Raw genomic sequence first — 21,008 nt, forward strand, 5'->3', positions numbered from 1 at the left:
ACTAAAACAAGGCATGCCGGGATAGGGGTATAGCATATCCATAAGAATAGACAAGTTGGCCAGCGTTTCATTTCATTTGGGGAAGAAGGCGTGACCTTTGAGGAAACAGAGCTTTATACAAGGAACTTTAATCTTGCTTGCCGCCGGCATCATTAATCGAATGCTTGGATTTATACCCCGAATTGCTTTGCCACGCATCATTGGAGCAGAAGGTGTGGGTCTATACCAGCTCGCGTACCCATTCTTTATCGTGCTGGCTACTGTTATTACAGGCGGACTTCCCCTAGCAATTGCAAAGATGGTAGCGGAAGCAGAGGGAGAGAACCGCCCTGAGAAATCGCGGCAAATTTTACGGACTGGCCTTACTCTTAGTGTCGGACTAGGAATCTTCTTTACCATTGTTGCGCTGGTCAGTGCTTCATGGGTCTCCAATGTGATCTTAACAGACCACAGAGTTTATTATACTTTTATTGCCATGATCCCAATGATTGCAATTGTTGCTGTATCTGCAATATACCGCGGTTATTTTCAAGGTAGGCAGAACATGATTCCTTCCGCACTTTCTTCCGTTTTTGAGTCTATCGTGCGAATATTTTTTATGCTGTGGTTCTCTTGGCTGCTGTTACCTAAAGGTATCGCTTTTGCAGCTGCAGGGGCGATGCTAGGCGTAACGGTGGGAGAGATTGGCGGAATGTTAGCCATTCTGTGGCAATATTATGTCATCACGAAAAAGGATAAAAAAACAACCCCCATCTTAGAACAGCAAACGCTTGAGAAGGAAGTTATACCTCCTGATCCAGATGCCGTACGATCAACTTCCCCCATACTACGGCGTTTACTAGGTGTATCAATTCCTGTTACGGCAAGCCGGCTTGTCGGTTCTTTTTCCTATCTACTGGAATCTATAATTACCGTACGTAGTCTTGCACTAGCCGGAATCGCAACAGCCGCCGCGACTGCTCAATATGGGTCTTTACAGGGAATGGTTATCCCCTTACTGTTGCTTCCCGGTGCGTTAACTTCCTCTCTCGCAGTGTCTTTGGTTCCATCCTTATCCGAGGCTGCCGCGAGAAAGGACTTGCCTACCATTCACAAACGAATGCACCAAGCTCTTCGACTCGCTCTTGTAACAGGGGCTCCCTTTGCTGTTCTTATGTATGTACTGGCAGTCCCACTATGCAACTTGTTATACGGAAATCCGGACACCGCTCCTATGCTAAAACTAATGGCCCCTTTCGCTTTGTTCATCTATGTTCAAGCCCCCTTACAAGCTGCACTTCAAGCTATGGACAGACCAGGAAGGGCACTCATCAATACTCTGATTGGGGCAGTAGTCAAAATCATTCTGATTGTTATATTAGCTTCACAGCCAGAATACGGAATCTACGGCGCAATCATCGCCATTATTGTGAACAGCGTTCTTGTTACTCTACTGCACGGGTACAGCGTAGTCAGTCTAATTTCATTATCCTTACGAATAACCGATACCATTAAGACCTTATGTGCAATGATCATTATGGGAGCAGGCGTGCGTTATGTATACATCTCCATTCCCATTGCAGAAGCACAATGGATTCAATTTTTATTTGCCTCTGCGATAGGAATGGCCCTGTATTTCGGTCTCAGTCTATTAGCTGGCCTTATTTCCCTTCGTGATTTGGATCGACTGCCTTTCATTAAGCGTTGGCTTTAGAAAGGTTATCGATTATCCAAACGGTCAACATAAACTCGGCCTTTATGGTCTATGGAGCAAAGAAATACATCCCGAAAATCTGATACTCCCTTTTGGCGGATCTGTGTTCTTAACCAGAACCTTGTTTTTCCTATCATCTCTAAATTATGATCCTGGACCTTTCCATCCATAATCAATGGAATAGGAAGTCCTTCATATCTGATTTTGTTCTTTGGCAGCTCAACTTTCTGACTGCTTACATCTGCATCCTCATCGGTTTTATTATTCTCAGCAACTGAACTGCTATTGCCTGTTTGTTTGGAAGATGAATTTCCTTTGTCTTTCTCGAAAACGGTGAGTTGACCACTGGGCTCTAAAATCGCAAATTCCACATCAGCAGGACTGGCGATGTTCTGACCACGCAATTGCTGCAGCAGATCATCAATATTGTACCGTTGTTTACGCATCTCTCCCCGGTGCAGCTTGCCGCCAGAAATAAGTATGCTCGGTTTACCGTCCATTAACAGCCGAACCTTTCTACTCTTCAGACTAAGCTGAGCAACCAGAACTTGAATGATAACCAGTGTGGCCATCGGTACCAGACCTTCGTAAATCGGGCGATTAATATCCTCAATCACAAAAACAGCAATCTCAGCAATCATAATTGAGATCGTTAGATCAAATACAGATAACTTGCCGATTTCCCTCTTCCCCATGATACGCATGCACAGGAATATGAAGAAATACATCAGCACGGTCAAGAAAATATGGGTAGTGATATGCTGGGACATATAGCTTCGCTCCCCTCCACTCTCACCCGCAGACTTGTTTTCTCGGGCGGATTAATGTAACCCTATTCTGACCGCTCAGCACAGGGAACATTCGGAAGCTCACCTATTAATTAATGGTAAAAAGGCTACAATGCCCATTCTTGTACTATTGGGGCAAGCCTCCCCATACAATGAATAATAACTTATGTAGATTATTTTTCTAAAAAAACTTTAGGAGGTTGTACCATGTATTTAATCCGGCGCCTGTTCTCATGGAGAATAGCCAATCCTGTATTGTCTGGCCTATGTCGATCATTCCTTTGGATGCTGCTTGGCGCGTTTGTCCTCTCTCTTTTATTATGGGGCAGCGGTCTGAAGGAGCAGGATCTCTCAATGTACACTTATATAGTGCACGGCATAGCCGCAGCATTCGGAGGACTAACCGCCGGTCGCAGAGCCACGAACAAAGGCTGGTATCAAGGAAGTCTTACAGGAATCTTTTATGGGATTATCGTTCTGTTGATTGGATTTCTGGCACTGGATAGCTCACCTTCTGGTGTTGACCTTCTTTGGGTTCTAGCTGCTGCAGCGATTGGTGCTCTAGGCGGAATGTTTGGGGTTAATTTACAAAAAAGCTAAAATTATTATTTCATTAAATTCGAAACATTCCTTGAAAATATGTTAAACTGTGATCATCTGACTTCATTAAGAGAATCAAGGAGGCTTCGAATGCTTTGTTTTACCAATCAATGAACCATATTGTTTTGTACACAGTTGCATTAGTAGTGATATTAGTATGGATTGGCGCTCGTCGTAATCCAATCATGGCATTGGTTGAAATCGGGAAAGAGATGCTGCGGTCATATAAGTTTTTGCTACTGATGGCAGGAATGTTTGGTGTACTGGTCTTGAATAAATATGAACTGCAAATTGAGGAAAAAATGCATCTTTCCTCAGATTATACGTCATTTGTATTTGGACTAGAGGGGCATTTTGTCCAAGCTGTTCAGGATATATTCTATAGTCCTTGGCTGACACCTATCATAGTCTTCTTCTACATTTTCATGCTTCAATCTGTGTTAGCAGCTTCTCTAGGCGTCTATCTGTTAGACAAGAACCGTGTGATGCTGTATGCAACCTGCTATGCAATTATTATTAACTATGCTGTAGCAATTCCATTCTACCTATACTTCCCTGTAAATGAGGTATGGTCCTATGTACCTGCAGGCGTTAGATTTACTATGCTGGATGTATTTCCGAAGTTTGAGCAAGAGTACCGCCCTCTATCCGGTCTCAACAACTGCTTCCCGAGTCTACATACGTCCATTTCCGTTACGATGGCATTACTGGCATTCCGTTCAGGAAACCGCCGGTGGATGGTCATTACGAGTATTTCCGCAGTCCTAATCGTCTTTGGTATATTCTATCTGGGCATTCATTGGCTTACAGATATGATAGGCGGCACTCTGCTAGCAGTCCTAGCTTCAACAGTTGGTGTACAGCTTGCCAAATTAACCTTACGGGGACGTGAAGAATCGCTCACCGTTCGCAGCCGAATAACGGATATGCGTTAAACCCATAGATCACGATGAAAGATGAACATCAAAAAAGCGGTGTCATTCTCTAAACGAGAATACACCGCTTTTTATGTACTTTTAAATAACGAAACTATACTTTCTCCTCCACGTCCGTGGCAACGGAGTGACTAATGGAACCGCGATCAAAGGTCAGTTTAGTTACATCATTGACCCGTAGAACCACGATATCATCGGAAATCTCCATGATCGTACCGTGAAGACCACCAATAGTAACGATTTTATCGCCTTTTTTCAGAGACTTCAACATTGCATTACGTGTTTTGGTCTTCTTCTGTTGCGGACGAATCAGCAAGAAGTAGAATACTACAAACATAAGTACGAATGGACCTACAAGACCCAGTATACTACCTCCGCCTGTTGTTGCTGCATATTGAAACATATTTCTCCCCCCTTTCAAAGCACATTAAAACATGGACCTCAACGAAGCTTTAGAAGCCTTTAAGATTATCATATAATCCGTATTTAGCAAAAAACTCATCGCGAAAATCAAGCAGCCGATCTTCCTTGATGGCTTCGCGCACTTTACGCATCAAATCCAACAGGAAGTGCAAGTTATGGTATGTCGTCAATCTTAGTCCGAAGGTTTCATCGGCTTTGATTAGATGGCGCAAATAAGCGCGGGAATAATTCCGGCATGTATAGCAGTTGCACTCCGGATCAAGCGGCCCAAAATCGCGGGCATACTTTGCGTTGCGTACAACGAGTCTTCCCTGACTGGTCATCGTTGTTCCATTACGAGCAATACGGGTAGGCAGAACACAGTCGAACATGTCCACTCCCCGGATTGATCCTTCCAACAGCGCATCCGGTGAACCAACGCCCATCAAATAGCGAGGTTTGCCTTGTGGCAGCAGGGGAACTGTATAATCCAGCACTTCATACATTAGCTGCTTGGACTCTCCGACGCTGAGCCCTCCAATAGCATACCCCGGGAAATCCATGGAAGTCAAATCTGCCGCGCTCTGACGGCGAAGATCCTCGTACATACCACCTTGAACGATAGCGAATAGCCCTTGATCATTCGGGCGAGCATGACTTTTCAGGCAACGTTCTGCCCAGCGTGTTGTACGCTCCAATGATTTTTTCACGTAGTCATATTCCGCTGGGAATGGAGGACATTCATCGAATGCCATCATGATATCAGAGCCAAGTGCGTTCTGAACTTCCATGGCTACTTCAGGAGACAAGAACTTCTTGTCCCCATTTAGATGGGAACGGAAATGAACGCCTTCTTCGGTAATCTTGCGCATGTCACTAAGCGAGAATACTTGAAATCCGCCGCTATCCGTTAGAATGGGACGGTCCCAGTTCATGAACTTGTGCAGTCCGCCTGCTTCACGAACAATATCATGGCCCGGTCTCAGGAACAAATGGTACGTATTGCTCAAAATAATATGAGCATCCATCTCTTTCAGTTCTTCAGGACTCATTGTCTTGACTGTAGCTTGTGTGCCGACTGGCATAAATGCAGGTGTCTCAATCACACCATGTGGAGTATGGACTCTTCCAAGTCTTGCTCCGGATTGTTTGCACGTTTTGATGTGCTCATAAGTAATTGCTGCCATAAGTTAACCCATCCTCTTACCTTAGTAAATAAACATTGCATCTCCAAAGCTAAAAAACCGGTACTTCTGCTCTATCGCTTCTTCATAAGCAGCTAGAATATGTTCCCGACCTGCCAAAGCACTAACCAACATCACCAAAGTAGACTTCGGCAAATGAAAATTAGTAATTAACGCATTAACTACACTAAACTTATAGCCCGGATAGATGAAAATATCCGTCCAGCCACTACATTTCACTAGTGGACCGCCTTGGCATTGTCTTCCGACTGTTTCAAGTGTCCGACAAGAAGTTGTCCCTACCGCTATAATGCGACCACCTTGTTCCTTGGTAGCATTTATAGTGTCTGCTGTTTCTTGAGACATTACAAAATACTCTGAATGCATAACATGCTCTTCAACCTTCTCAACAGACATCGGACGGAACGTTCCGAGACCTACATGAAGTGTAATATAAGCAATATTTACACCCTTGGCTTCAATCTGATCCAACAGTTCTTTGGTAAAATGAAGCCCTGCTGTAGGAGCAGCCGCTGATCCCTCATGCTTAGCATAAACGGTCTGATATCGTTCCCGATCATCGAGTGTTTCCTTAATATAAGGAGGCAGTGGCATTGTTCCCAGCCTGTCCAGAATCTCCTGAAAAATACCCTGATAAATGAACCGAAGCGTTCGTCCACCCATATCAGCCTCGTCCTCAATAACAGCACGAAGCTCATCACTAAAGATGATAACCGCTCCTGTCTTGAGCTTTTTACCTGGCTTTACAAGAGCTTCCCATCGATCGTCTCCCAGATTCTTAAGGAGAAGCACTTCAGCTTTAGCCCCCGTATCTTCTTTAGCCCCAAACAATCTGGCAGGAATGACTCTCGTATCATTCAGAACAAGCGTATCTCCCGGTTGAAAATAATTAATAATATCGGTAAAATGCCGGTGAGCCAGCTCCCCATCCTCCTTATTTACTAAGAGCAGTCTAGAAGAGCTACGGTCAGAGAGTGGTGTCTGGGCAATTAATTCTTCCGGTAAATGAAAATCATATGCGTCTACATTCATGGTCTGTCTTCATTCCTTAACTATAGTAACGTTCTGATAATAGTGTTGCAATATCTGCTTGTAATCATACCCGCTGTCAGCCATGCCTTTCACGCCCCATTGCGACATGCCTAGACCATGACCGTATCCTTGGCCAATGAACAGAAAGCCCGAACTGTTAGTAATCGCTCTGGCTGAGGAATCCCCACCCATCACTACAGTTCCACTACCGTTCACATTAACCTTACCTGATGCAGAGAGTACACCTGCGCTCTGTGAACTTCCAATCGTGCTGGTAGCACCGTCAGCGCCTAATACAGTATAACTTCCGGCTGGTACAATATCAAACAATGTACTTGGCAATCCATTGAACGCAGAACGGAACATATCAGGATATTTCACATCCAGTGCCTGACCATTTGCTTTCACCTGAATCGCTCTTCCAGAAGGGCCACGCTGAGTGACCTGCAAATTAAGGATGCTAGAAGGGAGCGCGCTAGTTGTTTTACCCTGCAAGCTTTTTAGAAGGTCGGCAGAGGTGTATGGCCCTTTGATCCAGCTATAACTACCGGACTCATAGACTTTGTCTAGAACAACAGCATTCTCGCCTGGATTCAGCTTACCTACCGCACTTACACTACTTTCAACAGCAGGAAGCGGACGTACATTGACATCTTTAGTGGTAGCTGTCGCTATATCCAGTCCCGCTGCAGTTTTATTTCCTGTCAATTTAATGTTATCCTCACGTGCGTATCCAGAGGTGCCATTAGCGAGCAGTAAATAATACCACTTCTTAGCGGTCGCGGTAGCTGCGACATCCTCTTTGCTGGGAACGCTGGCAAATGCATCTCCACCATTGCCCCATACCTCTGATGGATCAGAGGTTACTCCGCCACTGTTCGAGGAGAACACAGCCTCTATAACTTTACCACCACTCATCAATACTTCACCGGCAGTAGCATCCACTGCCTTAATAATAACTGGAGCCTCTGATCCGATTCCGTTATATACCTGACTCAATGTAGAATCTACTACATTCGCTACTTCGAAACGGTTGCCTTGCGCCATTGCATAGCTTCGGGCGGCGACAGCCTGAGCCTTTAGAGCTTCATCCGGCCAACTGGAGGAAACCTCTCCTCCAACCACTGCATACAAATATTGTTCCAGTGGCACTTCATTGATAACCGCTAGGGAACCTCTCAAATTACTTAGTTCCATATTTCCACGGTAGGTACGCTTGGATCTTTCTTCGAGCTGAATTCCAGCCTCACTGCCAACGGCCAAAAATTTAGCATCATTTCCGGAAACCATATAATGATTAGCCTGTGTCTCGCTACTAAGGTCCAGCCCAGCATCCAGACGCATGATTAACCCAGGTGAAGTTGCAGCAGACATAGCAAGCTGTGGCAATGCTGCAGACACTGCGGTCTGAACAGCACCCAAATCTTTGTCGTTCGCAGCTTCGCCTACCCATACCTCAAACTGAGCACTGCCATCACTTCCTGAGAGAAATACCTTCCAGGCATCAAAACCAGCAGCTGTAATACTACTCAGAGCAGTATCAGCTTCTTGTTCCGAAGAATAGCGACCCGCCGATAAATGCTTATCCCCTTTCACCGCAGGGGTTTGATCAGCAGGAATGCCGAGCCCTGCCTTTACTACACGGGCAAGTCCATCCTTGGCAGCAGCTTCACTGGCATAGACACCTGTATACAACTGATACACATTGGTTCCATTTCTAGAAATCATATAAATTTGAGGCTTATCAGAGGTGGACTGAAGCTTTTTAGCCGCATCGGCAGCTGTTTTCCAGCTTGAAGTCTCCATTACCTTTACTCTATAACCATCCACACTAACTCGAATTCTGCTCTGGGCAGGCACCGATAACAAAGGAGTGCTCCCTGGTTGGTTTGACATCAAAGTGAAGCTTTGTGTCGATAACATGGTTACTACTGGCACGGTAGATTTATATTTGCTACCAATATCGGCATAAAGGGCAACTCGTATCGTACTATTAGAATCGGCATGACTGGCACCCGCAGGGATCAAGAGACTTCCCACAGCAATCGCAGCTGCTAGCAATCCTTTGCTTAGTGGAGCTATTCCTCCCCATTTCATCTTCGTATGCTTCATCCAGCATCCTCCTTTTAAATGTAGTTACTGGCTCAGTGCTGCTCCGGAGGGAGCGGAAGGCCTAAGTGATGATAAGCGGCCGGGGTTACAATTCTTCCACGAGGGCTCCGCTGCAAGAATCCTATCTGCAGCAGGTAGGGCTCATAAACATCCTCAATCGTCTGACTTTCCTCACCAATTGTAGCAGCAATCGTATCCAGCCCTACAGGACCGCCACGAAAGTTTGAAATCATCGCTCTTAACATCTTATGGTCGATGCTGTCCAGCCCACGTGGATCCACTTGTAGCATCTTCAGGGCTTCCCCAGAAATCTCAGGGGTTATAATCCCATCGCCGCGCACTTGAGCAAAATCACGGACTCGCTTCAATAGTCGATTCGCAATCCGCGGCGTTCCACGGGAACGAAGCGCTATCTCTTCCGCCGCATCTCCGACAATCTCAATTCCTAAAAGATCTGCATTTCGAGCAACAATGAAGCTTAGCTCATCTATGGTATAGAACTCCAAGCGGCTGACCACTCCGAAACGATCACGTAGTGGCGCTGACAGCAGGCCAGCACGGGTGGTAGCACCTATAAGTGTGAAAGGCGGCAAATCCAATCGTACCGAACGGGCACTTGGCCCTTTGCCGATCATGATGTCCAGCGCGAAGTCCTCCATCGCCGGATACATAACCTCCTCCACCGTCCGGTGTAAGCGGTGAATTTCATCGATGAACAGCACATCGCCTTCCTGCAGGTTCGTCAGCAGGGCGGCTAAATCTCCCGGCCGCTCTATCGCAGGACCGGACGTTGTTCGTAAATTCACACCCAGCTCATTGGCGATAATGTTCGCGAGTGTTGTTTTACCGAGACCTGGAGGCCCGTAGAGCAGCACATGATCCAGCGCTTCACTTCTCATTTTGGCTGCTTCGATATATATTTTCAGGTTTTCTTTTACCTGATTCTGTCCGATATATTCTCCCAGATAACGAGGGCGTAAGCTTAATTCTACCGCTTGCTCGTCCATCATCAAATTAGCGGATATAATCCGGTCATCCATTCCTATCGCTCCCTTTCTTCAGGATGTGTTCGGCTTTACTTAGCAATATATAATAGCCCAAGTGCTTTCTTCATCAACACATCTACAGTCCCTGTCTCTGCGCCCTCTTTCTTCATAGCGAGCCACACACGGTCCAATTCACTTTCGGTATAACCTAATCCCTTAAGGGCATCCCTAGCCTCTTGCCAAGCTAACCCATCCGATGCTTCTTCCATTGGAACTGCAAATAATCCCGTTTGCATGGAAGCCATACTGAGTCCGTCCAGCTTGTCCTTCAAATCTAGGATCATCCGCTGCGCCGTCTTCTTGCCAATGCCCGGCAGTTTCGTTAAGAAGGTTATATTCTCTTGGTAAATTGCCGAGATCAACTGATCTGGAGTTCCACCTGTCAGTATTCCGAGCGCAACCTTCGGACCGATCCCAGATACCTCAATCAACTTGCGGAACAATTTTTGCTCCTCCCGAGTCGGGAACCCGAACAGAAGCGTCGCATCCTCACGTGTTTGATAATGAATATAGATCATTACAGGCCCTTCTACTTTAGCAAAAGCATAAGGGTTCGGGCAGAACACCCGATATCCTACGCCCTGCACATCCAGCACCACATATTCCGACTCTAAATGAACGACGGGTCCTCTTAAGAAATCTATCATTTTCGCAATACCTCATTTAATTTAGAATTAAGACTGCTCGAATGGGCATGACATACCGCTACCGCAAGTGCATCCGCTACATCATCCGGTTTAGGGATCGCTGATAATTTCAGTAACAGCTTCACCATTTCCTGTACCTGCCGTTTCTCTGCCTTACCATAACCAACTACAGCCTGCTTCACCATCATAGGTGTATATTCCGAGACGGGTAAGCCACGCTGTACAGCAGCTAATATCGTCACTCCGCGGGCCTGTGCTACTGGCAATGCTGTTGTAACATTACGTGCGAAGAACAACTTCTCTATCGCTACAGCATCAGGTTTATATTTATCAATGAGCTGACCCATGCCTTCATAGACATGCAGCAGACGTTCTTCCTCAGGCGTGTGAGCCTCAGTCTGGATACAACCATATTGGACCGGGGTCAACTTATGACCTTCCTTATCCACAAAGCCAAAACCGACAATCGCCAGCCCTGGATCAATTCCCAAAATGCGCAAGCACGATCTCTCCTCTATAACAGGCAGTTTATTCCACCGTTTTCATCCATTACTCCGCTACGAAGCGAACATATGTATTCCTTCAAACCATTATAGCAAAAATACCCCTTCCGGGAGAAAAAAAGTTTACCCTCTAATGCGAAATGACAACTTTAGGCCTACAATGAGAACCTCAAACTTTCTTATATTTGCAAAAAAAAGCTGCCCTATAGCCATTAATAATGACTTTAGGACAGCTGATATGCTTAAGGATGCTATTGCTTATTCTGCATGACATGTTCGGCAGCCTCACGCGCATAGTCACTGAAGGTGGACAATACGCTGTTGTACTCTTCAATATCTTGTACACGAATGCCCTCATGAAGCTCTTTCCAAATACTTTCCGGCAGAGAGGATTTCAAGGAACCCATATCCATTTGAAAAAAGGTCTTCAGAACCTTTTCCTGTACCGGAGGGCCTTTAAATAATTTCAAGTTCCCAAATGCATCGACCCCGATATAGGCTTCTTTTTTCGTTAGGGTCGATAGATCATTCACTTTTTGCTCCAGCCACAAATCTCCATCACTGCTGATCCAACCGCTCCATGCGGGGTGTTCGTGAATTATTTTTTTAAGCTGAAGCGGGGTTTTTAAACCTGGTAATGTCTGAACTTCTTCCCCAGATACATACGATATTTTTAAATGAACGGTTCTGCTGAGTCCGCTTTGAGCGATCGTCTGCAACAGTTGCTCGTTTTTTATGGTGCCCTTCTCTTTCTCCTCACCGCTGTCCACGCCTACTTTAAATACAGCTGCGGCCAACTCGCTTTCGGCACTATCCATCCAACTAGAATCCGTCAACAGTCCACTGATTTCCTCAGGTACCTGCATACTGCGCCATGCCAGTACAGTAAGAGCTAAACAAGCTGCCCCTACCCAAAGCGCCTTTTTCCAACGTCTCCATCGCTGCCAAAGTTGTTTTTTTATGCGCGACACGTTAATCCCTTCATTCTGGTTTTTCCCTATTGTGACCTGAGAAGGGATCATTTATGCGCTTTTCTGTGAATAATCGCTATTTTATCCTAATTGCAAGGTTGACCTTGCAGTATCGTTCAAGCGTTAGGAATAACCGGCAGCTTCACATGGCTTGGATATTCACTATTATGGTAAACAGTCTGCAGCACTGTAATCGCCTCTGAATCTTCATACGGGTTACCACCAGTATTCGTATTCGGGAAAGCAACGAATTTACTGGAAGAGGTAATCGAAAAACGAATTCGGTGTCCTACCGCAAATCTGTGAGCAATATTCGGCATGAAAATATCGTATGCCTCCACTTGCCCTGGCGTGAGCAGTTCTGGTGCATCAAACCCATGACGATATTTAGCTCTGACAATATAGTTAGATAACCGGATAGAGTCTCCATGTTCATTCACATCACTAAGCGTAACTACCCAATCCGTATCCTTACCTGTGCTAGCGGCGTAGATGACAGCAGACAATTCGCCAGCAATAGTCAATTCTTCCGTCAACACCTCACTAGTGTACACAAGAATATCATTTCGGAGCTCATATTTCCGCAAATTTTCAGGCTCCCGCTCACCGCTATCATTCATAGGATCATTTGGGTTATAGACATAAGTATCTTCTGGAGAGTGTTCCTCTGGCGCTGTGAGCAGCTTCCCATCTCCTTGTCCTGAATTAGCCCGACCAGCACTGGAAAGATAAAACGGCGTAGTTGTAGCTTCAACTGGTGTCCAATCCTCCGACGTTCTCCACTGATTCTCACCAACGACATAATAAGAGGCTCTAGGCTCCTGATCTATTCCGTTCGGAATGCCTTTGAGGAAGCGGTCGAACCAGCGCAATACAGAAACATCATAATCATAGACGACTGCATCATTGCCGAAGCTTACACCCTCATAATCTCTGGCTCGGTTTGGCCCATGCTCCCATGCACCCAGACGGATTTTACGATTTGGCACATCATGTTCAGTCAGCATTCTCCAAGTCTCCGATACGCCAGGGCTGTCGCCATCATACCAGCCTGAGATCACATACATAGGGACCTGCACTTGATCCCCGCGTTCCGTAAAGGTACAGTTTCTCCAGAAATCATCATACTCCGGATGCTGGCTCCACAAATCCCATGGTCCAGATGCTTTGCCGATCATTTGCTGTGGAATCTCCTTAATCGGTCTCGCATCGACGGCCGCTTCTGGGTTCACCGTAATGCCCCCAAAAATATCAAAATCCGTCCGGGTACCCACAGATTGTGCAAGCGTCCAAGACAAGAGTGGCCAAGAGCAAAGCGTCCCCCCCTTACGCGCTGTATCTACAAACGGTGAGCCAACATTCACTTCATCCACAACAGCCTTCAAATTAGGGTGCCCACTGGTCGCCGCCGAGACAACCACAAAGCCGAGATAGGACGCGCCCCACATTCCAACATTGCCATCTGACCAATCCTGCGCGATAATCCAATCGATCGTATCGTAGCCATCATCCCGTTCATTATAAAAAGGGATCAATTCCCCCTCCGAATCCGCCCGACCTCTTACGTCCTGTGACACCACTGCATAACCTTTGTTAGCCCATCTCATAAAAATCTCTTTTTTCCCGTTACGGTCATAGCAGGTTCTCACAAGAATCGTCGGCAGCTTGGTTCCCGGCTGAATGCCCTCAGGAAGAAACACATCCGTAGCCAGTCTCACGCCATCACGCATCGGAATCAGATCCGTACCCAAATCATTTACACCATACTCTGGCTTGGACAAAAGGGGATCATCATAAACAACCAGAGGCGTCAGCGTCTCATATCCTGCTTTAACAATCAGCTCGATACCATACCGATTCGGCGTAAGAAAGGCAATAATCTCACCATCCAAGGTCACAATATCCAGTGCCGTCTCTTTTCGTAGCGCCCATACTTGTGAAGTAAGCTCACGGCCATCCAATACAGCCTGATACTGAATATGCTTTTGATAAAGATCACCATTACTTAGAACTACCTCATCATTGACCCATTCTGCTTTAGCGTAAGCGCCCATGTGTTCGTGGATTTTTTGAAATGGAAGAACGGTCTTGAACTGGCTATCCAGCGCATTGTATTGCATTTGTGTTCGTCTGCGTGGATCAACCTTAGCGAGCATGATTTGTTGTTCCGTAAAATGTATTTTCCCTGAATAAATGCCAGAACAGTAGAAGTTAAATGTAGTTGTGTTCAAGTATGTTGTCATCTATTTATCCCCTATCCCCAAATTTCTTCAAATACACGCAGCCAGTTGCCACCCATAATCTTTGCAATATCCTCATCCTTATAACCGCGAGCCACTAGACCTCTAGTAAAATTGATAAAATTGCTATATTTTTCAAGCCCAGCAACGGTTTCAGTAGAAGGTCCGTCTCCTTTGGCAAATCCTAGCTTAGGTGCAATATGTTCTTTAAAATAAACCAATGACCAGAGCACATCGCTCATCGGCCAATCCGTTCCAATCCCGACATGATCCACGCCTACAAGCCGAATCACATATTCGATATGATCCAGCACATGATCAATGGTCGTATGGTTAGGATCTTCATGAACAAACCACGGCATAGCAAAAATACCGATGACTCCACCCGTCTTCGCTATCGCGATAATCTCTTCATCACTTTTACAGCGCATATGTGGATAGATAGCCTCTACACCCGTGTGTGAAGCAATGACCGGAGTCTTAGAATACTGGCAAGCATCGAGCGTGGTCTGTTTTCCACAATGTCCCGTATCTACAATGATCCCGAGCTTGTTCAAACGCTCAATGAATCTTTTTCCATAATTCGTAATCCCAGCGTTCGACTGTTCTGCACAGCCTGCACCGACCTGATTCTGATTGTTATAAGTTAATTGTAAAATTCTTAAGCCAAAATTATGTAACACATCTAATAGGTCCAGATTGGTACCTAGGCCATCCGTTTCTTGCGCCGTGATAATACCCGCTTTATGCCCATTACGCTTGGCTGCACGAATGTCCTCTGCGGTTAATGCTTTTACTAACCAATCTGCGGAGTCGAACTGAAGCTGAACTTCAGCCATGCTAGTGACCATGCTTTCTAAAGATTCTAAGTGAAGTTCCCGGTTACCCGCGGTAATTCCCGATTTATACCATTCACTTTTATAGTCGGGGATCTCACCGCTGGCCGACAGCTTTGTGATCATTTTTGCTGGCATGCTGCTGTATATCATCGGCTCATCTTTATAGGGCTCACACAGCTCTTTTATTTTTTTAGACACAGACTCTGGAATTGCGTTTGGAGATAAGGGACCTTGAAATAGCAAATCAATATTAATGTTCTGCTCATGCAAATGTACGGCCCGTTCTTCGTCTTGCTCCGTCAACTTGAAATCATACAAACCTTCATATGTGCTCATCGTGTGGTCGCTCCTTAGAATGCAATTTCAATGCCTTTTTGTAATTTAACAGCTTCATTATAAATGAAGTTGGCTGCTGCTAAATCCTCTATTGCAAGTCCTAGTCCTTTAAAAAGAGTGATCTCATCAGCTGTAGCTCTGCCCTCAATATTCCCGCTGATCAGTTCACCGATTTCACCGATAATATGGCCTGAAGTAATCACGCTTTCGTTCAGCGGAATTAAATAATCCCCAGATTCATTATGCGCGGATTCCAATCGGTCTACATATAACTTAGCTAACCGTACGGTCTCCGAATCCAGCTCACGATCCGCTGCTCTGCAGGCTCCAACCGCATTGATATGTACTCCAGGCTTCAGCCATTCTCCTTTGAGCACAGGCTCTGTGGATGCTGTTACGGTACAAATGATATCTGCTGGATTAACTGCCTCTTGAATAGACTCTGCCACAAGGATGTCCACACCATATTTACGGCTCATTTCTGCTTGGAAATCTCTTGCCTTTGCAAGTGTCCTACTCCAAACTCTGACCTCACGAATGGATCGGACCAGTAGCATCGCTTCCAGATGACTTTTGGCTTGCTCGCCGGTACCTAGAATGGCAAGCACCTCTGCATCTTCTCTAGCCAGATAACGAGTGGCTACTGCGCTAACAGCCGCTGTGCGAATTGCAGTAATCTTCTGTCCATCTACTACAGCTTTCAGAACACCGGTAGAAGAATCGAATAGTGTAACAAGCCCTTGATGGGAAGGTAAACCTGAGCCATGGTTGCTTGGAAACACACTGATGATTTTGGCGCCTGCTACTTCTTCACTCTGCAAAAAGCCCGGCATTAAGCCAATCAGATTGCCTTGGTGCAGCGGGAGTACTTGTCTTAAGCTCTGTATGGCTTGTCCTGCGGACAAGTCCTTCAAAACGGATTCCATCACTGTGATGCAAGACTCCATTGCTAATAGCTCAGCCACTTCATTTTGATTAATAACTAGCATAAGACAAACCTCCTTTACTTCATTGTGGCAACAAATGTGGGAACGCAAAATTATTCTTTATATCATAACTTATACGCTTTAAATATTCATGTATAAAGCTGGAAATCAGCAATTTGTCTTACCACGGGCTATTAGCTATACTTAATATAGTTCATATTCTATTTTAAGGAGCTGACGATTGATTATGTCTAGTAAAATAACTTTAGGTAGAACAAATTTACAGGTACTCCCTCTCGGACTGGGTGCCAATGCTGTTGGTGGGCATAATTTATTTCCCGGCTTAAATGATGAGACTGGTAAAGACATCGTTCGCAACGCTCTTGACCATGGGATCAATTTCATTGATACCGCCTTTATCTATGGTCCAGGTAGATCCGAGGAACTTATTGGAGAAGTGCTGAGAGAAAGAGGCGGCCGTGACAATGTGGTTATTGCTACTAAGGGCGCTCACAAGATTACTGGTGATAAGGTTACAATCGACAACTCTCCAGCTTTTCTACGACAGTCTGTGGAAGACAGCTTGAAACGCCTCCAGACCGATTATATTGATCTTTACTATATTCATTTCCCTGATGAAAGCACTCCTAAGGATGAAGCTGTTGGCGAGCTTAAGAAGCTGAAGGATGAAGGAAAGATCAAAGCGATTGGGGTCTCCAACTTCTCCATTGAACAGCTGAGAGAAGCCAACAAGGACGGGCATGTGGATGTTCTCCAATCCCATTACAACCTGCTGCACCGTGATGCAGAAAAAGAACTGCTCCCTTACACGCAGGAGCTTGGCATTTCTTTCGTTCCTTACTTCCCACTCGCGTCCGGCCTTCTTGGCGGCAAGTATAAGCAAGGCGATACGTTCAGCGACAATAGAAAGAACAACCCAATGTTTCAAGGAGCGACTTTTGCCAAAAACCTGGAGAAGGTGGACAAGGTTCGCCAAATTGCCGATGCCAAAGGTGTTGAAGTCGCACATGTGGTGCTAGCCTGGTATTTGACCGTACCTTCCATCGACGCACTTATTCCCGGAGCTAAACGTCCGGAACAGATCGTATCGAATCTCCAGACTCTGAAAGTTCAGCTGACACCAGATGAGATCAAAGCGATTGATTCAATCTTTAAGGCGTAATAGCGCCTTATAATGTAAAGGGGGTTGTCCTAGATGTCATGAAATGACTACTGGGATAGCCCCTTTTCTACGGAATAGCGTCACTGGAGTCCGAAAGCCTTAATAAATGATCAAGACTCGATAGCGCAGCTAGCCAACAAACAAAAATACAGGGCAGCGAATTCTTATCGAATATCCTAAATTCTTTGTATTAGTAAATATTGTTTGCTATACTTTCTCTGTGTATCAGTAGACTTAAATTTTTATACAAAGGGGAATTCCTTGATGATTATTCAACCTAAAACACGCGGATTTATATGCACAACAGCCCATCCAGAGGGATGCGCCAAACAAATAGAACAACAAATTGAATATGTAAAAGCACAAAAGAAAATTGAGGGACCTGCGAATGTACTTGTCATCGGTGCCTCTACCGGATACGGACTGGCTTCTAGAATTTCAGCTGCTTTTGGTGCTGGCGCCAATACCATTGGTGTGTTCTTCGATAAAGCTGCGGAAGGTCAGCGCACCGCATCTGCAGGCTGGTATAACTCCGCTGCCTTTGAACAACAAGCAGCAGAGCTTGGACTTAAATCACACAGCATAGTTGGCGATGCCTTCTCTGATGCGATTAAAGAGAAGACCATTGCATTGATTAAAGCTGAATACGGCACCATCGATTTAGTTATTTATAGTGTCGCTTCACCTCGTCGTACCCATCCGGTAACAGGGGAAACCTTCTCCTCCGTTATTAAACCAGTGGGAACAGCTTATTCGAATAAAACTTTGAACTTCCACACAGGCGAAGTATCCATGACCACCATTGAGCCTGCTAATGAAGAGGAAGTACGTCAGACCATCGCTGTAATGGGCGGCGAAGACTGGAGAATGTGGATCGATCAGCTTCAAGCAGCTGATGTCCTTGCAGATGGTGCTACTACCGTTGCTTACTCCTACATCGGGCCTGAAATCACTCACCCTATCTATCGGGACGGAACAATTGGCCAAGCCAAGCACGATCTGGAACAGACTGCGATCCAAATGAATGACCTTCTTTCATCAAAAGGCGGACGTGCCTTTGTATCCGTTAATAAGGCGCTCGTAACTCAGTCCAGCTCAGCTATTCCTGTAGTGCCCCTATATATCTCTGCACTTTATGAAGTGATGAAGGAAAAAGGCCTGCACGAGAACTGTATTGAACAAATGTATCGCTTGTTCTCTGAGCACCTATACGGTGAAGGCAAGGCTACTGCTGACGGAAGCTGCTTGATCCGCATTGACGACTGGGAAATGCGTGAGGACGTTCAGACAGAGGTTATGAAACGTTGGGACGAGCTGACAACTGATAATGCAGGTGAGCTGGCAGATCTTGAAGGCTACCGCCAAGATTTCTTCAATCTGTTTGGCTTTAGAACAGATGGCGTAGACTACGAAGCAGATATTGATCCTAATGTCGACATTCCGAATATGTACTAAAATGATTCTGAGCACTTCCATATATTAATTATGGATGTATAAAAAAAAGAGGTTGCCTGCAAAAGTAGTGAATTCTACTGATGTCGCAGCCTCTTTTTTGTACTTTGCTTACAACCTACCTATACGTCGTAGGGCATATTGGCTTAGCCTCCCACTTTGTGATATGGTTTGATAGAATACTGCAAGTTCTAACTTACATTCTAAGGAGTGAATCACTCATGGTTAAGAAAATTAGTGTAGCGAATGGTGTACTTGACGTGTCCCAAATTTCGCTTGGCTGTATGCGGATTGCGGATTTATCTGCAAAAGAGGCTGATACACATGTACATAGTGCGTTGGAGCTCGGAATAGACTTCTTTGATCATGCCGACATTTATGCGGACGGCAAAGCTGAAGAGGTATTCGCAGGGGTACTTCAGAACAATCCTGGTATGCGTGATAAAATGCTGATCCAAACCAAATGCGGAATCCGCAAGGGCTATTTCGATTTCTCCAAAGAGCATATCCTACAATCCGTAGAGGGTAGCCTAAAACGCTTGAAGACCGATTATATCGATGTGCTCTTGCTTCACCGTCCTGACACGCTGTTCGAGCCGGAAGAAGTGGCTGAGGCTTTTGACATTCTGGAGAACAAGGGATTGGTCAAGCATTTTGGTGTCAGCAACCAGAACCCGTTACAAATCGAGCTACTTAAGAAAAATGTAAAGCAACCACTGCTGTTCAACCAGCTGCAATTAAGCATTATGTTTACGGGTATGATTGATACCGGCTTTAATGTGAATATGACCAACTCCGGTTCGGTTGTTCATGATGGCGGGATTTTGGAGTACAGCCGTCTTCATGACATGACCATTCAGCCATGGTCACCTTTCCAATATGGCTTTTTTGAAGGTGTATTCTTGGACAACGACAAGTTCCCTGAATTGAACGAGGTCATTAACCGTTTGGCAGCTGAAAAAGAGGTTACCAATACCGCTATTGCCATTGCCTGGATTCTCAGACATCCGGCAAATATGCAGCCTGTTGTAGGTACAACCAATACGCAGCGATTGCGGGATATTGCCAAAGCATCCGATATTACACTCACCAGACCAGAATGGTATGAAATTTACCGCGCTGCGGGTAATATCCTTCCATAAATATCAAAAGCCACGAAGTACGCTAATATCGTACTTTGTGGCTTTTTTTTGTGACTATAATTGAAACCGTATAACTCTTATAAAAAAAGAAACGGCATCTCTGCCGTTTCTTTTAAGGATGGACTCTCAGGGGCTCGAACCCTGGACAAATAGATTAAGAGTCTACTGCTCTACCAACTGAGCTAAGAGTCCACAATATAATGTTTTACCTTACTATACTTGAAAAGCAAAAGCCCTTAGCTTAACGCATAAGAGCTTCGCTTGCTAATTGATACCGGCGAGAGGACTCGAACCTCCACGGTTTCCCTCTCGATTTTGAGTCGAGCGCGTCTGCCATTCCGCCACGCCGGCAAAGTATGAAGTTAAAATATGGCGCGCCCTGAGAGATTCGAACTCCCGGCCTTTTGATTCGTAGTCAAACGCTCTATCCAGCTGAGCTAAGGGCGCAAAATTTATATGGAGCGGACGACGGGAATCGAACCCGCGACCCTCGCCTTGGCAAGGCGATGCTCTACCGCTGAGCCACGTCCGCACACGATATGTATTAGTGTCCGACTCACTTAAGAAGTGAGCCATGAAGGACTCGAACCTTCGACACCCTGATTAAAAGTCAGGTGCTCTACCAACTGAGCTAATGGCTCATGAAGCAAGAAAAATGGCGGAACCGACGAGATTCGAACTCGCGATCTCCTGCGTGACAGGCAGGCATGTTAGGCCAACTACACCACGGTTCCAAAAGATATAATTGCTTGATGAAAATTGGTTGCGGGGGCAGGATTTGAACCTGCGGCCTTCGGGTTATGAGCCCGACGAGCTACCGGGCTGCTCCACCCCGCGTCATTAAAAATATTTAGCTATTCATTACCATAAGAAAGCTTCATGGTGGAGGCTGAGGGGATCGAACCCCCGACCCTCTGCTTGTAAGGCAGATGCTCTCCCAGCTGAGCTAAGCCTCC

The 21,008-nt window shown here is 45.6% G+C and carries 18 protein-coding genes and 8 tRNA genes; 6 read left to right on the forward strand and 20 right to left on the reverse strand.

From position 1 onward, the window contains the following. Positions 1-97 precede the first annotated feature (97 nt). On the forward strand, positions 98-1,693 hold the full coding sequence (spoVB, locus tag PAENI_RS29265) for a stage V sporulation protein B (RefSeq protein WP_149647664.1): 1,596 nt from the start codon (positions 98-100) through the stop codon (positions 1,691-1,693). A 5-nt stretch (positions 1,694-1,698) separates the two neighbouring features. Here spoVB and PAENI_RS29270 read toward each other — a convergent pair whose 3' ends face one another. Beyond that, a complete protein-coding gene (locus PAENI_RS29270; protein WP_149647665.1) occupies positions 1,699-2,463 on the reverse strand; it encodes a YetF domain-containing protein in 765 nt (254 codons plus the stop codon). 225 nt (positions 2,464-2,688) lie between these two features. Here PAENI_RS29270 and PAENI_RS29275 point away from each other — a divergent pair, with 225 nt between their 5' ends. Both PAENI_RS29275 and PAENI_RS29280 read left to right on the forward strand, forming a co-directional pair. Continuing rightward, entirely contained in the window at positions 2,689-3,081 is a 393-nt protein-coding gene (locus tag PAENI_RS29275; protein ID WP_042191121.1) for a TIGR04086 family membrane protein, read from the forward strand. 95 nt (positions 3,082-3,176) lie between these two features. After that, positions 3,177-4,016: a phosphatase PAP2 family protein gene (locus tag PAENI_RS29280; protein ID WP_262495772.1), complete on the forward strand. Its 840-nt coding sequence runs from the start codon at positions 3,177-3,179 to the stop codon at positions 4,014-4,016. A 94-nt stretch (positions 4,017-4,110) separates the two neighbouring features. Here PAENI_RS29280 and yajC read toward each other — a convergent pair whose 3' ends face one another. The 11 genes from yajC to PAENI_RS29335 form a co-directional block, all read right to left on the reverse strand. Further along, positions 4,111-4,419: a preprotein translocase subunit YajC gene (gene yajC / locus PAENI_RS29285; RefSeq protein ID WP_076299704.1), complete on the reverse strand. Its 309-nt coding sequence runs from the start codon at positions 4,417-4,419 to the stop codon at positions 4,111-4,113. Between the two features lie 49 nt (positions 4,420-4,468). Then, positions 4,469-5,605 (reverse strand): tRNA guanosine(34) transglycosylase Tgt, encoded by a 1,137-nt coding sequence (tgt, locus tag PAENI_RS29290; protein WP_042130504.1) that lies wholly within the window; start codon positions 5,603-5,605, stop codon positions 4,469-4,471. A 21-nt stretch (positions 5,606-5,626) separates the two neighbouring features. Beyond that, positions 5,627-6,655, reverse strand: coding sequence for a tRNA preQ1(34) S-adenosylmethionine ribosyltransferase-isomerase QueA (gene queA, locus PAENI_RS29295; RefSeq protein WP_149647666.1), 1,029 nt, complete (start codon positions 6,653-6,655; stop codon positions 5,627-5,629). A gap of 9 nt (positions 6,656-6,664) precedes the next feature. After that, positions 6,665-8,767 carry a SpoIID/LytB domain-containing protein gene (locus PAENI_RS29300; protein WP_262495773.1) on the reverse strand — a complete coding sequence of 701 codons (2,103 nt, stop codon included), beginning with the start codon at positions 8,765-8,767 and terminating at the stop codon, positions 6,665-6,667. A 32-nt stretch (positions 8,768-8,799) separates the two neighbouring features. Next, positions 8,800-9,807 (reverse strand): Holliday junction branch migration DNA helicase RuvB, encoded by a 1,008-nt coding sequence (ruvB, locus tag PAENI_RS29305; protein WP_149647667.1) that lies wholly within the window; start codon positions 9,805-9,807, stop codon positions 8,800-8,802. A 35-nt stretch (positions 9,808-9,842) separates the two neighbouring features. Beyond that, positions 9,843-10,460, reverse strand: coding sequence for a Holliday junction branch migration protein RuvA (gene ruvA, locus PAENI_RS29310; protein WP_076299706.1), 618 nt, complete (start codon positions 10,458-10,460; stop codon positions 9,843-9,845). Next, a complete protein-coding gene (gene ruvC / locus PAENI_RS29315) occupies positions 10,457-10,960 on the reverse strand; it encodes a crossover junction endodeoxyribonuclease RuvC (RefSeq protein ID WP_036677679.1) in 504 nt (167 codons plus the stop codon). The genes ruvA and ruvC overlap by 4 nt, the downstream gene beginning before the upstream one ends. A gap of 254 nt (positions 10,961-11,214) precedes the next feature. After that, positions 11,215-11,934, reverse strand: a complete 720-nt coding sequence (locus PAENI_RS29320) for a BofC C-terminal domain-containing protein (RefSeq protein ID WP_188114735.1) — start codon at positions 11,932-11,934, stop codon at positions 11,215-11,217. 116 nt (positions 11,935-12,050) lie between these two features. Beyond that, entirely contained in the window at positions 12,051-14,177 is a 2,127-nt protein-coding gene (locus PAENI_RS29325) for a CocE/NonD family hydrolase (protein WP_149647669.1), read from the reverse strand. 11 nt (positions 14,178-14,188) lie between these two features. Continuing rightward, on the reverse strand, positions 14,189-15,349 hold the full coding sequence (locus PAENI_RS29330) for a dipeptidase (protein WP_149647670.1): 1,161 nt from the start codon (positions 15,347-15,349) through the stop codon (positions 14,189-14,191). A 14-nt stretch (positions 15,350-15,363) separates the two neighbouring features. Then, positions 15,364-16,338: an ornithine cyclodeaminase family protein gene (locus tag PAENI_RS29335; protein WP_149647671.1), complete on the reverse strand. Its 975-nt coding sequence runs from the start codon at positions 16,336-16,338 to the stop codon at positions 15,364-15,366. A 184-nt stretch (positions 16,339-16,522) separates the two neighbouring features. On the opposite strand from PAENI_RS29335, the gene PAENI_RS29340 reads away from it, so the two are divergent. The 3 genes from PAENI_RS29340 to PAENI_RS29350 all read left to right on the forward strand — a co-directional run bounded on the left by PAENI_RS29340 (position 16,523) and on the right by PAENI_RS29350 (position 20,052). Next, positions 16,523-17,458 carry an aldo/keto reductase gene (locus PAENI_RS29340; protein ID WP_076284850.1) on the forward strand — a complete coding sequence of 312 codons (936 nt, stop codon included), beginning with the start codon at positions 16,523-16,525 and terminating at the stop codon, positions 17,456-17,458. A 264-nt stretch (positions 17,459-17,722) separates the two neighbouring features. Next, positions 17,723-18,913 carry an enoyl-ACP reductase FabV gene (gene fabV / locus PAENI_RS29345; protein WP_076284851.1) on the forward strand — a complete coding sequence of 397 codons (1,191 nt, stop codon included), beginning with the start codon at positions 17,723-17,725 and terminating at the stop codon, positions 18,911-18,913. A 218-nt stretch (positions 18,914-19,131) separates the two neighbouring features. Continuing rightward, the gene (locus PAENI_RS29350; protein WP_076284852.1) at positions 19,132-20,052 is read left to right on the forward strand and encodes an aldo/keto reductase; all 921 of its coding nucleotides are present in this window, start codon (positions 19,132-19,134) and stop codon (positions 20,050-20,052) included. Positions 20,053-20,171: 119 nt separating this feature from the next. Here PAENI_RS29350 and PAENI_RS29355 read toward each other — a convergent pair. The 8 genes from PAENI_RS29355 to PAENI_RS29390 form a co-directional block, all read right to left on the reverse strand. Further along, positions 20,172-20,244: transfer RNA gene (locus tag PAENI_RS29355), tRNA-Lys, on the reverse strand. Positions 20,245-20,324: 80 nt separating this feature from the next. Then, a tRNA-Leu gene (locus PAENI_RS29360) sits at positions 20,325-20,403 on the reverse strand. A gap of 19 nt (positions 20,404-20,422) precedes the next feature. Further along, positions 20,423-20,499, reverse strand: a tRNA-Arg gene (locus PAENI_RS29365). Between the two features lie 10 nt (positions 20,500-20,509). After that, positions 20,510-20,584, reverse strand: a tRNA-Gly gene (locus PAENI_RS29370). 36 nt (positions 20,585-20,620) lie between these two features. Next, positions 20,621-20,693, reverse strand: a tRNA-Lys gene (locus PAENI_RS29375). A 15-nt stretch (positions 20,694-20,708) separates the two neighbouring features. After that, a tRNA-Asp gene (locus PAENI_RS29380) sits at positions 20,709-20,786 on the reverse strand. A gap of 26 nt (positions 20,787-20,812) precedes the next feature. Beyond that, positions 20,813-20,889, reverse strand: a tRNA-Met gene (locus PAENI_RS29385). 43 nt (positions 20,890-20,932) lie between these two features. Then, positions 20,933-21,008: transfer RNA gene (locus PAENI_RS29390), tRNA-Val, on the reverse strand.

It is taken from the genome of Paenibacillus sp. B2(2019), from assembly GCF_008370385.1.
Taxonomy (GTDB): Bacteria; Bacillota; Bacilli; order Paenibacillales; family Paenibacillaceae; genus Paenibacillus_AQ.